11 protein-coding genes are annotated in these 12,215 nt (G+C 66.5%); all 11 read left to right on the forward strand.

Going from position 1 to position 12,215, the window contains the following annotated elements; genetic code table 11:
• Position 1 precedes the first annotated feature (1 nt).
• The 11 genes from thrB to AC4EEO_RS06665 all read left to right on the forward strand — a co-directional run bounded on the left by thrB (position 2) and on the right by AC4EEO_RS06665 (position 12,215).
• A complete protein-coding gene (gene thrB, locus AC4EEO_RS06615) occupies positions 2 to 976 on the forward strand; it encodes a homoserine kinase (RefSeq protein WP_491330148.1) in 975 nt (324 codons plus the stop codon).
• A 297-nt stretch (positions 977 to 1,273) separates the two neighbouring features.
• Positions 1,274 to 3,394 (forward strand): transcription termination factor Rho, encoded by a 2,121-nt coding sequence (gene rho / locus AC4EEO_RS06620; protein ID WP_491340133.1) that lies wholly within the window; start codon positions 1,274 to 1,276, stop codon positions 3,392 to 3,394.
• Between the two features lie 300 nt (positions 3,395 to 3,694).
• A complete protein-coding gene (gene prfA / locus AC4EEO_RS06625; RefSeq protein ID WP_018760131.1) occupies positions 3,695 to 4,768 on the forward strand; it encodes a peptide chain release factor 1 in 1,074 nt (357 codons plus the stop codon).
• 13 nt (positions 4,769 to 4,781) lie between these two features.
• The gene (prmC, locus tag AC4EEO_RS06630; protein ID WP_491340134.1) at positions 4,782 to 5,681 is read left to right on the forward strand and encodes a peptide chain release factor N(5)-glutamine methyltransferase; all 900 of its coding nucleotides are present in this window, start codon (positions 4,782 to 4,784) and stop codon (positions 5,679 to 5,681) included.
• Positions 5,678 to 6,430 carry an L-threonylcarbamoyladenylate synthase gene (locus tag AC4EEO_RS06635; protein WP_018760129.1) on the forward strand — a complete coding sequence of 251 codons (753 nt, stop codon included), beginning with the start codon at positions 5,678 to 5,680 and terminating at the stop codon, positions 6,428 to 6,430. The genes prmC and AC4EEO_RS06635 overlap by 4 nt, the downstream gene beginning before the upstream one ends.
• 1 nt (position 6,431) lies before the next feature.
• On the forward strand, positions 6,432 to 7,343 hold the full coding sequence (locus tag AC4EEO_RS06640) for a glycosyltransferase (RefSeq protein WP_491330145.1): 912 nt from the start codon (positions 6,432 to 6,434) through the stop codon (positions 7,341 to 7,343).
• A gap of 6 nt (positions 7,344 to 7,349) precedes the next feature.
• On the forward strand, positions 7,350 to 8,312 hold the full coding sequence (locus tag AC4EEO_RS06645; RefSeq protein WP_491340135.1) for a glycosyltransferase: 963 nt from the start codon (positions 7,350 to 7,352) through the stop codon (positions 8,310 to 8,312).
• Positions 8,313 to 8,411: 99 nt separating this feature from the next.
• Positions 8,412 to 10,280: a polysaccharide biosynthesis protein gene (locus tag AC4EEO_RS06650; protein WP_018760126.1), complete on the forward strand. Its 1,869-nt coding sequence runs from the start codon at positions 8,412 to 8,414 to the stop codon at positions 10,278 to 10,280.
• The gene (locus AC4EEO_RS06655) at positions 10,277 to 11,302 is read left to right on the forward strand and encodes an MraY family glycosyltransferase (RefSeq protein ID WP_018760125.1); all 1,026 of its coding nucleotides are present in this window, start codon (positions 10,277 to 10,279) and stop codon (positions 11,300 to 11,302) included. The genes AC4EEO_RS06650 and AC4EEO_RS06655 overlap by 4 nt, the downstream gene beginning before the upstream one ends.
• A 99-nt stretch (positions 11,303 to 11,401) precedes the next feature.
• Positions 11,402 to 11,884 carry a Cg1360 family ATP-synthase-associated protein gene (locus AC4EEO_RS06660; RefSeq protein ID WP_109045057.1) on the forward strand — a complete coding sequence of 161 codons (483 nt, stop codon included), beginning with the start codon at positions 11,402 to 11,404 and terminating at the stop codon, positions 11,882 to 11,884.
• Positions 11,877 to 12,215: an AtpZ/AtpI family protein gene (locus AC4EEO_RS06665; RefSeq protein WP_081624092.1), complete on the forward strand. Its 339-nt coding sequence runs from the start codon at positions 11,877 to 11,879 to the stop codon at positions 12,213 to 12,215. Before AC4EEO_RS06660 ends, AC4EEO_RS06665 begins: the two co-directional genes overlap by 8 nt.

The following is a 12,215-nucleotide window of genomic DNA, read 5'->3' on the forward strand; positions in this document are numbered from 1 at the left end:
CTTGGACGCCACCTCGCAGGCCGCCGTCGGGCTGCACCTCATTGAGCCCGGCCAGAGGGTCACCGTCCGCGTCCCCGCGACGTCGGCCAACCTGGGCCCCGGGTACGACAGCCTGGGGCTTGCCCTGGCCCTGCACGACACCCTCACCGTGGAAAGCCTGGACACCGACGAACTCCTGTTCGAGCTCCGCGGCGAGGGCGCCGACACGCTGCCCCGCGATGCCAGCCACCTGGTCATCCGCGCCATGGATGCGGCGTTCGAGCGGCTGGGTTACCGCCACGGCGGCCTGAAGGTAACCGCCGAGAACGTCAACCCGCACGGGCGCGGGCTCGGGTCCTCCGCCTCTGCCGTGGTGGCCGCCGTCACTGCCGCCAACGCCATGGTGCCTGCCGGCAGCCGGCGCGGAAAGGACTGGATCCTCCAGCTCACCAGCGAACTGGAAGGCCATCCGGACAACGTCGCACCCGCCATATTCGGCGGACTGGCGCTGTCGTGGCAGGACAGTGAGCAGTACAGCAGCACCAGTGCCACCGTGGCCGGGGACGTCATTCCCATCGTCGCCGTACCGGACTTCGAACTCTCCACGGAGGCCGCGCGGGCCCTGCTCCCGGCGTCCGTGGGACACCACGCCGCCGCGATGAATTCCGGCCGTGCAGCACTGCTGATCCACGCGCTCACCCAAAAACCCGAATTCCTGTTGCCGGGCACCGAAGACTACCTGCACCAGAGCTACCGCGCAGAGGCCATGCGGCCCAGTGCGGCGCTGATCGGCGCCCTGCGCAAAGCCGGCTACGCCGCGGTTGTCTCCGGCGCCGGTCCCACCGTCCTGGTGCTGGCAAACGGCGCGGCCCAGGCAGGGGATGCCCTGGCCTTCATCGAGTCCTTCACCGCAAACAACACGCCGGATATTGGCTGGCGCGTACTGAAGCTCGCAGTGGACGTTGAAGGTGCTAAGGTGGACATGCACCGGCGGTAATTCCGCCTATCTGATCTGCTCGTGCATTCAGTTGCTGTTTTGATCTACCGACTGTGAATGTATTCCGGTGCCGCCTGCTTGGTCTGTCGCAGGAAATTGCAGCATCCAACTGCCCCTGAACCGTCAGCCCGGCGTTGCTCCAAGAGTGCAGCGCAAGGTGAATCAGTATCCGGCCCTGCTGGCCGAAATCCAACCGGCAAGGCCGAAAAATCCCGGCTGCAGATCTGAACTGCGGCCCAGATCAAATCATCGCGTCCAGCTCCTCGTCTGGACGCCGTCGAGGGGGAAGGATCCTTCGTGACCGAAACCACTGAGCTGTCACCAGCTGTGGACCACACATCTTCTGCTGCCGAATCATCGGCTGCACCCGCCAAGAGCAGCGGCCTTGCAGGCCTCAAGCTCGCCCAGTTGCAGGCCCTGGCCAGCCAGCTCGGCATCTCCGGCGGCTCCCGCATGCGCAAGGGGGACCTGGTCTCGGCCATTTCCGCCCACCGTGCCGGAACCCTCACCGCCAAGGCTCCTGCCAAGGCAACCGTCAAGGCACCGGAGAGCGTCGAGGCCCCGGCGGCTACGGAAGCCCCCGCCGCCGAGGCCCCCGCCGCAGAAGGCAGCCGCGCCCGTGGCCGCGGCCGCAGCCGCCGCGCGGTCAGTGACGGTGTGGTTGCCCCGGCAGCCGCGGCTCCCGTCGTCGAGACCGCTGCTGCACCGGCCGCCGAAGCGCCGTCTGCGGTGTCCGCAGAAGCCACCGAGGGCACGGAAGGCGCCTCGGAGCGCCGCCAGCCCCGAACCCGCAACCGCCGTCGCAGCGAGGCCGCTGCAGCCTCCGTCCAGGAGGCTCCGGTGGAAACCCCGGCAGAGCAGCCGGCCACGGAACAGCGGGCAGGCGAGCAGCGCACCGAAACCCCCGCAGCCGAGTCCGGCGACGCCGGCCAGCGCACCGAGCGCCGTGACGGCGGCCGCACCCGCGGCGGCCGCGACACCACCGCCCGGGATTCCGACGGCGGCCGGGACAACGCAGGCAGCCGCGACGCCGGCCAGCGTGACGGCAACCGCGACAACAACCGCGACAACGACGACACCGACGGCGGCAGCCGCCGGAACCGCCGGAACCGCCGGGACCGGAATGACCGCAACGACCGCTCCGGCGGCCAGGACCGCGACAACTCGCGCAACGACCGCTTCCGCGACCGCAACGACCGCCGCCGCGGGCGCAACCAGGGACCCGACGTCGACGACGTCGAGGTCACCGAGGACGACGTCCTGCTTCCGGTCGCCGGCATCCTGGACGTCCTGGAGAACTACGCGTTCATCCGCACGTCCGGCTACCTGCCCGGCCCCAACGACGTCTACGTCTCACTCGCCCAGGTCAAGAAGTACAACCTGCGCAAGGGTGACGCCGTCGTCGGCGCAATCCGCGCCCCCCGCGAAGGCGAAGACCGCAACCAGCAGTCCAACCGCCAGAAGTTCAACGCCCTGGTCCGCGTCACCTCCGTCAACGGCAAGACCGCCGAAGAACTCAAGGACCGCGTCGAGTTCGCCAAGCTGGTGCCGCTCTACCCGTCCGAGCGACTGCGCCTCGAGACCGACCCCAAGAAGATCGGTCCCCGCGTCATCGACCTCGTGGCCCCGATCGGTAAGGGCCAGCGCGGCCTGATCGTCTCCCCGCCCAAGGCCGGAAAGACGCTCATCCTGCAGTCCATCGCCAACGCCATCACCACCAACAACCCTGAGGTCCACCTCATGATGGTGCTCGTTGACGAACGTCCTGAAGAAGTGACGGATATGCAGCGCACCGTCAAGGGCGAGGTCATCGCCTCCACCTTCGACCGTCCCGCCGACGACCACACCACCGTGGCCGAACTCTCCATCGAACGCGCCAAGCGCCTCGTGGAAATGGGCATGGACGTGGTGGTCCTCCTGGACTCCATGACCCGCCTGGGCCGCGCCTACAACCTGGCAGCACCGGCCTCCGGCCGCATCCTGTCCGGTGGCGTCGACTCTGCCGCCCTCTACCCGCCCAAGCGCTTCTTCGGTGCCGCCCGCAACATCGAAAACGGCGGCTCGCTCACCATCCTGGCCACCGCGCTCGTCGAGACCGGCTCCAAGATGGACGAGGTCATCTTCGAAGAGTTCAAGGGCACCGGCAACATGGAACTGCGCCTGTCCCGCCAGTTGGCAGACAAGCGCATCTTCCCCGCCGTTGACGTGAACGCCTCCGGCACGCGGCGCGAGGAGAACCTGCTCTCGCCCGAAGAAGTCAAGATCATGTGGAAGCTGCGCCGCGTCCTCTCCGGACTCGAGACCCAGCAGAGCCTTGAACTGCTCACCAACAAGATCCGGGAAACCCAGAGCAACGTTGAGTTCCTCATGCAGGTCCAGAAGACGACGCTTGGTGCGAAGTCGGATAACGACAAGTAGCTGAGTTAGGGGCGGGTGCTGGTGCGTTCGTGCGGTGGTTGCCGCGCGGATGTTCCGCCCCCGCCCCTTCGCGTTGCAGTTGACGTACTGCGTACGTCAGCTACAACGCTCCGACAGCGGGCAGGGGCCTTCCCAACGCTCGCAAGCTCGCGTCGGGTCCCTCGGCCCGGCCCTTACGGGCCACTCCCGGGGCGGAAAACCCGCGCGTCGGGTGCACGGCTCACCATTTGCCCGGGCTGCTGTTGGGACCGGATCCCTGCACCTGATTAAACTGGGTCGCAGAACGAAAGGTTTTGAAATATGTTTGAGTCCGTACAGGGCCTGCTTGATGAGCATGACGCTATCCAGGCGCAGCTGGGGGATCCTGCTGTTTATGCTGACCAGCGGCTTGCCCGGAAGCTGGGGCGGCGGTCGGCTCAGCTTAATGGCATCGTGGAGGCCTACCACCGGTGGGAGGGGCTCAGGGACGATCTCGCCGCTGCCAAGGAAATGGCTGCCGAGGACCCCGAATTCGCTGCCGAGGTGCCGGAACTGGAAGCCTCGCTCGAGACCGCTGCCGCCAAGCTGCGGCGCCTCCTGATTCCGCGCGACCCCGACGACGCCCGCAACGTGATCCTTGAAGTCAAGGGCGGCGAAGGCGGCGATGAGGCCGCCCTGTTCGCCGGCGACCTGCTGCGCATGTACACCCGGTACGCCGAATCCCGCGGCTGGAAGACCGAAATCATCTCCGCCACGGAATCCGACCTTGGCGGCTACAAGGACGTCCAGGTAGCGGTCAAGGGGAACTCCAACGACCCCGCCGAAGGCGTCTACGCCCGGCTCAAATTCGAAGGCGGCGTACACCGCGTCCAACGCGTGCCCGTGACCGAATCCCAGGGCCGCATCCACACCTCCGCTGCCGGCGTCCTGGTCCTGCCTGAGGTCGATGAGCCCGAAGAGCTCGAGATCAACCAGAACGACCTCAAGATCGACGTCTACCGTTCCTCCGGTCCCGGCGGCCAGTCCGTCAACACCACGGACTCGGCCGTCCGCATTACGCACCTTCCCACCGGCATCGTGGTGGCCATGCAGAACGAGAAGTCCCAGCTGCAGAACCGCGAAGCCGGCATGCGCGTGCTCCGGGCGCGCATCCTGGCGCACCAGCAGGAGCAGATCGACGCCGAGAACTCGGCCCAGCGCAAGTCGCAGATCCGCACCATGGACCGCTCCGAGCGCATCCGCACCTACAACTACCCGGAAAACCGGATCGCGGACCACCGCACCGGCTACAAGGCGTACAACCTGGACCAGGTGATGAACGGCGACCTCGAACCGGTCATCCAGTCCGCCATCGAGATGGACGAGCAGGCGCGGCTGGACGCCATCGGCGACTGACCGGAAGCCAACCATGAGTGAGCCCACCGAGACGGCCCCTGCCCAGTCCCTGGCCGCAGCCGTACGAGAGGCCGCGGAACGCCTGGCCGAGGCCGGTGTCCCCAGCCCCCGGGCCGACGCGGAGTTGCTGGCGGACCACCTCCTCAATGTCGGGCTGGGACGCCTCCGCGCCCTGATGCTCGGCGATGCGGCTGCGCCCGCGGGCTATGCCGAGCTGGTGGCTGAACGCGTCCGCCGCATTCCGTTGCAGCACATCACCGGGGTGGCGCACTTCCGCTACCTTGAGCTGGCGGTCGGTCCCGGCGTGTTCATTCCCCGGCCGGAAACCGAATCCGTGGTCCAGCTGGCCATCGACCACGTCAAGGGCATGCAGGCGCCCCGGATCGTGGACCTGGGCACCGGCTCGGGCGCCATCGCCGGCTCCGTCGCGCACGAGGTGCCCGGTGCCGACGTGCACGCGGTAGAGTTCAGCCCGTTTGCGCACGCCTGGGCGGCGAAGAACCTGGCGCCCCTCGGCGTCAACCTCGTCCTGGGGGACCTGCGCAACGCGCTGCCGGAACTCAACGGAACAGTCGACGTCGTGATCTCCAACCCGCCATACATCCCGGCCGCCGCCACCCCCAATGAACCCGAAGTGGCCCTGCATGACCCGCCCGAGGCGTTGTACGGCGGGGGAGCGGACGGCATGGAACTCCCGACGGCGGCAGCGGCCTCGGCTGCCCGGCTCCTGCGTCCCGGGGGCTACTTCGTCATGGAACACGCTGAAGTCCAGGCAGGCTGGATTGCCGCCATGCTCGACCGGACCGGCGCCTGGACAAGCATCAATACGCACCTGGACCTCAACGGCAAGGAGCGCGCCACCAGCGCTGTGCTCGCGGACCAGGCCACACGGAATGAAAGAATGGGCCAGTGACCACAACCTACAACTGCACCATCGACGACGAGCGGGCACAGGGCCTGGAACACGCCCAGCGTGCCATCAGCGAAAAGAAGTGCGTGGTTCTGCCCACGGACACCGTCTACGGGATCGGCGCGGACGCATTCTCGCCGCATGCTGTCACCATGCTGCTGGTATCAAAGGGCCGGAGCAGGACCATGCCGCCGCCGGTCCTGATTCCGCGTATCAACGCACTGGACGGCCTGGCCACGGACGTGTCAGCTGACGCGCGCAAGCTCGCCGAAGCCTTTTGGCCCGGCGGCCTCACCCTGATCCTGCACGCCCAGCCCTCGCTCGACTGGGACCTCGGCGAGACCAAGGGAACCGTGGCGCTGCGCATGCCTGCTGACGAGGTAGCCCTGGAGCTGCTGACCCTGACGGGCCCGCTCGCCGTCTCCTCTGCCAACCGCACCGGCCAGGCACCGGCGCAAACGGCGGCAGCGGCGCGCGAACAGCTGGCCGACTCCGTCGAGGTGTACCTGGAAGGCGGCCCGCGTCCACTGGAAGGTGACGCCGGCGTCCCGTCAACCATCGTGGACGCCACCGGCCCCGTCCTCCGCGTGGTCCGCAACGGGGCGGTCAGCCTCGACCGGTTGCGCGAGCACGTCCCCGGTGTCCTGGGGCTCGGAGAAATCCCGATGGCAGAGGAAGAACCGCACGCCGACAACGCCGGTGCACCGGACGCCAGTGTTGCGGGCAACCCCGACGCCGCTCCGGAAGACTGACATGCAGCCCAAAGTCGCCGTAGCCGCCGTCACCTTCGACCGCCACGAGGAGCTGGCCCTGCTCCTGCAAGGCCTGGCCGCCCAAACCGCTCCCATCCATTCCATCGCCCTGGTGGACTCCGGTACCGTCCCGGCCACCGACGTCGTCAACGCCATGGGCGCTGACAACATCAACTACCTGCGCTCCGAAGCCAACCTCGGCGGCGCCGGCGGGTTCGCCTACGCCATCCTTGCCGCCATGGCCAGCGGCGCGGACTGGATCTGGATGATGGACGACGACGGCCACCCGGAGGACGCCAGCTGCCTTGCCGAACTGCTCCGCACCGCCGACGAGCACCAGCTGGACATCATCAGCCCGCTGGTTGCCGCGACCGCAGACCCCAACCGGCTCTCCTTCAATTTCCGCATCAATGGCCTGCTGACCAACGACAGGTCCCGGCTCGCTCCCATGGGCTACCTCCCGGACATGGTGCACTTCTTCAACGGCGCGCTGATCCGGACCGAGGTCTTCTACAAGATCGGCATACCCGACGTAAAGTTCTTCATCCGTGGGGATGAGGTGGACTTCCTGTCCCGGGTGAAGAAGGCAGGCCTGAAATACGGCACCTTGGCCACCGTCGCCGTGCAGCACCCCGCCACGTGGACCGAGATGAAGCCGGTGTTCGGCGGCTTCATCACCCCCGTCATCCCGGAGGGCGACTTCAAGCGCTACTGCTACTTCCGCAACCGCGGCTACCTGACCCGGAAATACCGCAACCTGCGCTGGTTCAGCGCCGACATCGTCGGTTTCCCGTACTACTTCCTGAAGACCGGTGACTTCAAGGGCCTCGCACACTGGTTCGGCGCTTACTCCACCGGCTTCCGCGGCAAGGGCTTCGGCTCGCCCGCGGAACTGATGTCCGCCAGGAGCTAGGCCGCCGTGGACAACCTGTACGCCGTCGTCGTCACGTTCAACCGTGCCGAGTTCCTGCGCAACCTGCTCCGCTCCTTCACCGGTCCAGGCAGCGCTCCCGCACAGGTCCTGGTGGTGGATAACGCGAGCACCGACCACACCGCCGACGTCGTGGCGCAGGCGATGTCTGCCGGTGGTCCGCCCATCCGGTATGAGAAGCTGGACCGGAACGTGGGCGGCGCCGGCGGATTTTTTCACGGCGTACAACTCGCGCTCGAGTCGGGTGCCGAGTGGCTGTGGCTGATGGACGACGACGTCGAGGTCCTTCCCGGCGCCGTGGACGCCCTGGAGAAATTCACGCCGGAGTATTCATGCATGATCGGCCGCCGGTACGACGCCAACGGCAATCCCTTCTTCTGGCAGCACCATTTCGTGGAATCGCTGGGCGTTTTCCTGCCGGTGTCCCGGGACGTGTTCAAGCATTCGGACGTGTTCCGCACCAACGTGGGGAATTTTGAGGGCATGTTGGTCAAGGCCTCCGTGGCCCGTGAGATTGGCCTTCCGGACCCGCGGTTCTTCATCACCTGGGACGACCTCATCTACGGCTGGCTCGCGGCACAGCGGACGCCGGTGGTGTACGTCAACGCCTTCGTCATCAAGAAGGTCCGTGCCCAGCGGCAGGTGGACTTGGGACTGCGCCACCTTAACGATTCCTCCGACCTTAGCCGGCGCTACGTGATGCGCAACCGGGGACACGTGGCGCACTACCTGAAGGCGTACGGCAAGTACAACAGGGCCGGTTTCGCTGCCGGGACGGCGCTGACTTTCCTCAAGGAAATAGCCCGCCTGGTCCTGGTGGAACGCACCCTCAAGGGCTCCGGCGCACTGTGGCGCGGATGGCGCGAATCACGCACGATCCTCTCGGACACCGGATGGAAACCCATGCCTCCACTGCCCGCGCATCCGGGAAGTGGAAGCCGAAGAGATTAGTATCGTTCTAGGTCCCGACGCCGTCCGACGGTTTTTGCGGCGGGGCATTGTGAAAAAGGCGCTGGCCGCCGTGGTAGTGGAAGTCGGTTGCATCTTCTGTTGAGTACAAAATCTGAAACGCGCGCATCCGCCGCCGTACGGGACGAGAAACCCGCCATCTGGATCTGGATCCAGATGTTCCTCGACTCCATGTCGTGGGTCGTGGCCATCGTCCTGGCGCTGCTGCTGCGCTATGAGATGGGTATCCGGGTGGAGCAGTTCGCCGGTGCCTTCGCCATCGCTGCCATCGCCGTCGTCGTCCAGATGCTGGCAGGATACTCCCTCGCCTTGTACCGGGGCCGCTATCCATTCGGCAGCTTCCAGGAAGCCCGGGCACTGGTGTTCGTCACGGTCATCGTGGCCGCCTCCATCACCGCCAGCCTGCTGGTCCTCTATGAGGCCATCAACATCGGCCGCAGCGTCGGCCTCATCGCTTTCCCTTTCGCTTGCCTGTTCATGGGCGCCGCCCGCTATGCCAAGCGTCTCTACGCCGAAAGCAAGACCAGGCCCGGGGACGGGGCCCAAAACACGCTGGTCTACGGCGCGGGGTTCCTCGGCAACTCCCTGGTAACCCGGATGCTGCAGGACCCGGACTCGCCCTACTTCCCGGTAGGCCTGGTGGATGACGATCCCGCCAAGAAGCACCTGCGCCTTTCCGGTGTCCAGGTCCAGGGCCGCGGGGACGACCTCCCCGCCATCATCCGGCGCACGCGGGCAACCGTCCTGGTGGTGGCCTTCGCCAACGTCGAAGCGGGACTGGTGCGCCGCATCTCCGACGCCGTGGCCGGGCTCAACGTCCGCGTCCTGGTCCTGCCGCCGCTGAGGGACATGCTTGGCAGCGGCGCGCCCGCGGGGTTCTCCGATTTCCGCGACGTGGCGGTCGAAGACCTGATCGGCCGGCGGCCCGTGGACATCAAGGTCGACGAGATTGCCGGCTACATCAAGGGCAAGCGGGTGCTGGTAACCGGCGCCGGCGGATCCATCGGCTCGGAACTCTGCCGCCAGATCGTGCAGTTCGACCCCGCGGAACTGATCATGCTGGACCACGACGAAACCGGGCTGCAGCAGACCCAGATTTCCATCACCGGCCGCGGCCTGCTGGCCGGCCGCGACACCGTCCTGGCCAACATCCGCGACGGCGAAGCCCTCCAGGAGATCTTCGCTGACCGGCAGCCCGAAGTGGTGTTCCACGCGGCAGCTCTCAAGCACGCTCCACTGCTCCAGCAGTACCCTGTGGAGGCCTGGAAGACGAACGTGTGCGGCACGTTGAACGTGCTGCGCGCCGCCCGCCGGGCAGGCGTTTCGAACTTCGTCAACATTTCCACCGACAAAGCCGCCAACCCCACCACCGCCCTCGGCCACTCCAAGCGGGTTGCCGAAAAGCTGACCGCCTGGATGGCAGGGCAGACGCAAAAGAAGTTCGTCTCCGTCCGCTTCGGCAACGTCATGGGCAGTCGCGGCTCCATGCTGCCGCTCTTCACCGAACAGATCCGCGTCGGCGGTCCGGTCACGGTCACCGACCCCGATGTCACGCGCTTCTTCATGACCATTCCCGAAGCCTGCCAGCTGGTGATCCAGGCCGGTGCGATCGGTGCCGGCGGCGACGTCCTCATCCTTGACATGGGCGAACCGGTCCGGATCCTCGACGTGGCGCAACGCATGATCGCCATGTCCGGCAAGGACGTGGAGATTATCTACACCGGACTGCGGCCGGGGGAGAAGCTGCACGAGGAACTGGTGGGCGCCGGGGAACTGGACAAACGCCCGCTGCACCCCAAGATTTCACACACCCGGGCCACCGAGCAGGATCCGGACAAGCTCGACCTCAACGTCTGGCTGGCCCGTTGTGAAGCGGAACAGGGCGTCAGCATCAGCGACATTCCCGACGATGAGGCCGATGACACGGGCGCCATCAGGGTTGCCTCATGATGCCGCTGCTGCTGGTGGCACTGGCAACCCTGCTGGCGAGCCTCCTCCTCCCGTTCGCAGTGAAGCCCTGGTTGGTCCGGATGGGGGTGGTGGACGTTCCCTCTGCCCGCTCGTCGCACGCCAAGGCAACCATCCGCGGCATGGGGGTCGCCGCCGCCCTCGCCACCGTCATCGGCTACGCGGCAGCCGTCCTCCTCGGCGTGGTCACCGTTGACCGGTCCGTGTCCGCCGTCGTCCTGGCGATCATTGTGGCCTGCGCCGTTGTCGGCTGGGTCGAGGACCTGCGCGGCCTGTCCATCCGCGGCCGTGCAGCTGCCCAGCTCGGCATCGGGGCCGCCGGGTCGGTGGTCCTGATCGTGCTGACCGGCCAGTCGTTCTGGTGGCTGCCCCTCGCGGCGCTGGCGATCGCGGCGTATGTCAACATTGCCAACTTCATGGACGGCGTCAATGGTATTTCCGGCCTGCACGGGGTCACTGCCGGCGGGGCCTACGCGCTGGCCGGAACGCTGGCCGAACAACCCTGGCTCACGGCTGGCGGAGCCGTGCTCGCGATGTCCTTCCTCGGGTTCCTGCCGTGGAACCTGGGCCGGGGTTCGGTCTTCCTGGGCGACGTCGGCAGTTACCTGCTCGGCGCATCCGTAGCCGCCCTCGCCGTCGCGGGCTTCCTTGGCGGTGTCTACGTGGAATACGTCCTCTCACCCATCCTGGTGTATGCCGCGGACACCGGCTACACACTGCTTCGGCGGATCAAGGCGGGGGAGCGCTGGTACGCATCGCACCGTGAGCACGTCTACCAGCGGCTCACGGATGTCGGCTTCTCGCACCTGCAGTCGGCTGCCGCCGTTACAGCCTGCACGGTCGCCGTGATCATCCTCGGCTTCGTCGCCGCCACCGCGTCGTTGCCGGTGGTGGCCCTGTGCGTGGCCGGCACCGTCCTGGTCCTCGTCGTGTACCTGGCCAGCCCGGACCTGATTGGACGCCGCCGCCGCAGGTCCAAAGTCACACGGCTGCCGGTGACCTAGCCATGTTCTATCTCGTGTAGAATTTAGGGGCAGCCCAAGCTGCTCCTCCACCCTTTACCTCCTGGCGCTGAGCCACGAGGTGCCGACGATTGGGATCGAATGACCTCCAACGCCGAGTCCGGACCTGTGTCCGGCCATGGACACGTTGGCTCTTCGGGTCCCACACGCTCGCTCTGGCTGAACCTGCTCAAGCGCAGTTCGATTGCCGCCACGGCCGGACTGGCGCTGTGCGCCATCCCTGCCGCGCTCCTCAATGGAGCAAGCGGGGCAGTTTCCAGTTTCCTCGGGGGCCTGCTGGTGATGCTGTTCTTCGGAATCAGCCTGCTGGTTGGCCACTTCGTGGGACGCCGGAATCCGTCCGGCGCGATTGGGGTGTTCGTAGCCACCTACTTCATCAAGGTGGTTGGCTTCGCGGTCGTCCTGTTCGTTGTCGGGGCTCCGGCGTGGCTGCACGGACGCTGGTTCGTCATAGGTGCCGTGGTCGCCGTCGTCCTCTGGCAGGCTGCGGAGATCCATGGGTTCAGCAAAGCCCGCCTCCAGATCTACAACGATCCGGAAGAGAAGGGACCCACCAATGCGTAACCCGAAGAAATCCGACGTTGCAGCGAAAGCCAAGCGCCGATCCAACGGCTCCGCACCCGGTGTTTCCGACGCGTCGAACGACGGCGGCTACAACGCTGGAATGGCGGTATTCAGCTACATCATTGGCGGAATCATCGTCTGGAGTTTGATAGGGTGGGGACTGGATTACGTGTGGGGAACGCGCTGGATCGTGCTCGCAGGCGCTCTGCTTGGAGCCGTCGGAGGTTTTTACCTTTCCCATATGCATGGCCTTACCAGTTCTCGCACAAACGCTGGTGATCGCCATGCTGCCAGCGGGCCGTCCCAGGACGGCAACACTAATGCCAAATAA

This window comes from Pseudarthrobacter sp. MOO13 (assembly GCF_058267655.1).

What these genes read in the sequence shown, in the direction of transcription:
- AC4EEO_RS06655 (WP_018760125.1), top strand. Translation starts at nt 10,277, where the DNA reads ATGATGCCGCTGCTGCTGGTGGCACTGGCAACCCTGCTGGCGAGCCTC.
- prmC (WP_491340134.1), top strand. Translation starts at nt 4,782, where the DNA reads ATGAGTGAGCCCACCGAGACGGCCCCTGCCCAGTCCCTGGCCGCAGCC.
- AC4EEO_RS06660 (WP_109045057.1), top strand. Translation starts at nt 11,402, where the DNA reads ATGACCTCCAACGCCGAGTCCGGACCTGTGTCCGGCCATGGACACGTT.
- AC4EEO_RS06665 (WP_081624092.1), top strand. Translation starts at nt 11,877, where the DNA reads ATGCGTAACCCGAAGAAATCCGACGTTGCAGCGAAAGCCAAGCGCCGA.
- AC4EEO_RS06640 (WP_491330145.1), top strand. Translation starts at nt 6,432, where the DNA reads ATGCAGCCCAAAGTCGCCGTAGCCGCCGTCACCTTCGACCGCCACGAG.
- prfA (WP_018760131.1), top strand. Translation starts at nt 3,695, where the DNA reads ATGTTTGAGTCCGTACAGGGCCTGCTTGATGAGCATGACGCTATCCAG.